Genomic DNA, 2,496 nt, shown 5'->3' with positions numbered 1-2,496 from the left:
AAAGGTGTGTATGAGGAAATTTTGGAAGAACTGGATGATGAAAATCTTTTAGATAAAAAATTATCATTACCTCCCAAAGCAATAGCATTGACCGCACGAAATGATAATAGGGCAATATTTGAAACATATGAAATGAATGGTACAGAAGAAGTTATAGGAATCGAATGCTGTTTATATGCAGATAACAAGGAAACTGACCTAACCCTAGAAGGTAGTTTTCATAAAAAAAATGGCAAATTTATTTTTGTTTATCAGGGTATTCGTACATAAAGCTCTAATAGAGGGAACCAAGTCATCAATAAATCCCGCAATGACATCTTTACCACAGTCCCGCCCTCTCCTATCTACGCAACACACAAGTTTTTCCGAAAGCGTCCAAAAATATTAGGCAAACGCGATAACGTGGTATAGAATCGAGTACCTACACTAATCAAACGGAATGACCGTTAGGAAACAACCGTATTTTGATTGAAAACCGCCGTCCTTCAGCCTCAAAATTCGCGCAAAAGCAGCTTGCAGGATTTTCGCTTCAAAGACCATCGTTTCAATTCAACATGCCGATTCCAAACCGTCAGCCCGCTCCTGATACGGAGGCGTTTGTTTCAGACGACCTCTTTATTATTTACACGCAGGTACAAGAAAATGACACACTCACCCATCAAACAAACCGTAATCTTACTCAGCGCAGTCTTCTTCTCCGGCGCAGTCCACGCTTCGGGCTACCATTTCGGTACGCAGTCGGTCAACGCGCAAGGCACTGCCAACTCTTCCGGCGCGGAAGCCGCCGACGCATCGACCATCTTCTACAACCCTGCCGGCCTGTCCAAACTCGACAGCAGCCAAGTTTCCGTCAACGCCAACATCGTCATCCCCAGCATCCACTACGAAGCCGATTCCGCAAAATACTATCAAGGCGGCGATGTTTCCGGCTCGAAAAGCGGCAAAATCACCAAAACCACCGTCGCCCCGCACCTCTACGGCGCATACAAAGTCAATGACGATGTGACTTTGGGCTTGGGCGTGTACGTTCCCTTCGGCTCTGCCACCGAATACGAAAAAGATTCCGTGCTGCGCCACAACATCAACAAACTGAGCCTCACCAGCATCGACATCGAACCGGTCGTCGCTTGGAAAGCCAATGAAAACCATGCTTTCAGTGCAGGACTGATCGCCCAATATTCCAAAGCCGAATTGCGCAAATATTCCGACTGGGATGCTTCCGGCGCCATCAGCCAACTCGCCAGCGGCCTTGCCTCACGCGCCGCCGGCCGCCCCGTGTCCGTCAGCGCGCAAGGCAAATCTGACGGACACGCCGAAGTAAAAGGCCACGACTGGGGCTTCGGCTATCAACTCGCTTGGATGTGGGACATCAACGACCGCGCACGGATCGGCGTGAACTACCGCTCCAAAGTAACCCACACCCTCAAAGGCTCGGCAGAATGGGAAGCCGACGGCGCATACGCCCGCCGCGCTTGGGATTTGGGCGCGCTTGCCGCCCGCGGTTACGTTCCGCATGAAAAAGCAAGCGTCAAAATTGTAACCCCCGAATCCTTGTCCGTTCACGGCATGTACAAAGCCACCGACAAATTCAACCTGTTCAGCGATGTGACTTGGACGCGCCACAGCCGCTTCAACAAAGCGGAACTGGTTTTTGAAAACACCAAAAACGTCGTCAACGGCAAATCCGACCGCACCGTTATCACCCCCAACTGGCGCAACACTTACAAAGTCGCGCTCGGCGGTTCTTACCAAGTGACCGACCCGCTGCAACTGCGCGCAGGCATCGCCTTTGACCGCTCGCCCGTCAAAAACGCCGGCTACCGCATGAACAGCCTGCCCGACGGCAACCGCATCTGGTTCTCGCTCGGCGCGAAATACCATATCGGCAAAAACCACGTCCTCGATGCCGCTTACAGCCACATCCACATCAACGACACCCGCTACCACACTGCCCGCGCGACCGGCAGCGATGTGGACAGCAAAGGCGCATCCAGCGCACACTTCAAAAACCACGCCGACATCATCGGCCTGCAATACACTTACAAATTCAAGTAAGCCGTTTGGCGCCGACATCAAAAGGTCGTCTGAAAACCGATATCTAGGTTTTCAGACGACCTTTTGCCATAAATTGACATCAGGAATGCTTCCTTCCGCCTCCCATCGGACGGGTACGCAGAATAAGGCCGCCGTCTCAGCCGAATGCAGACAGGATCAATAAAAAACCTCCTCATTTGGAAGACTCGGGATAGGCGCTTGATTTATCAAATTAATAATTATGACGAACTTTTTACCCCGGCCCCGGCCTTAAGAAGTAAAGCAGTCCAATTATGCGAACTGTCCGCCATAAACGATATAGTGGATTAACTTTAAACCAGTGCGGCGTTGCCTCGCCTTAGCTCAAAGAGAACGATTCTCTAAGGTGCTGAAGCACCAAGTGAATCGGTTCCGTACTATCTGTACTGTCTGCGGCTTCGTCGCCTTGTCCTGATTTAAAGT

At 50.8% G+C, this 2,496-nt stretch carries 2 protein-coding genes; both read left to right on the top strand.

Features of this window, described 5'->3' with window-relative positions; all coding sequences use genetic code 11:
* Positions 1–270 (top strand): hypothetical protein (locus tag HMPREF1051_RS14900; RefSeq protein ID WP_036492792.1); only part of this gene is annotated, 270 nt, incomplete at its 5' end.
* 372 nt (positions 271–642) lie between these two features.
* Positions 643–2,055, top strand: a complete 1,413-nt coding sequence (locus HMPREF1051_RS09305; RefSeq protein ID WP_036492789.1) for an OmpP1/FadL family transporter — start codon at positions 643–645, stop codon at positions 2,053–2,055.
* Positions 2,056–2,496 lie beyond the last annotated feature (441 nt).

The organism is Neisseria sicca VK64, from assembly GCF_000260655.1.
Taxonomy (GTDB): Bacteria; Pseudomonadota; Gammaproteobacteria; order Burkholderiales; family Neisseriaceae; genus Neisseria; species Neisseria sicca_B.
The sequence above is the reverse complement of the archived record's forward strand: the minus strand, read 5'-3'. Positions and strand labels throughout refer to the sequence as shown.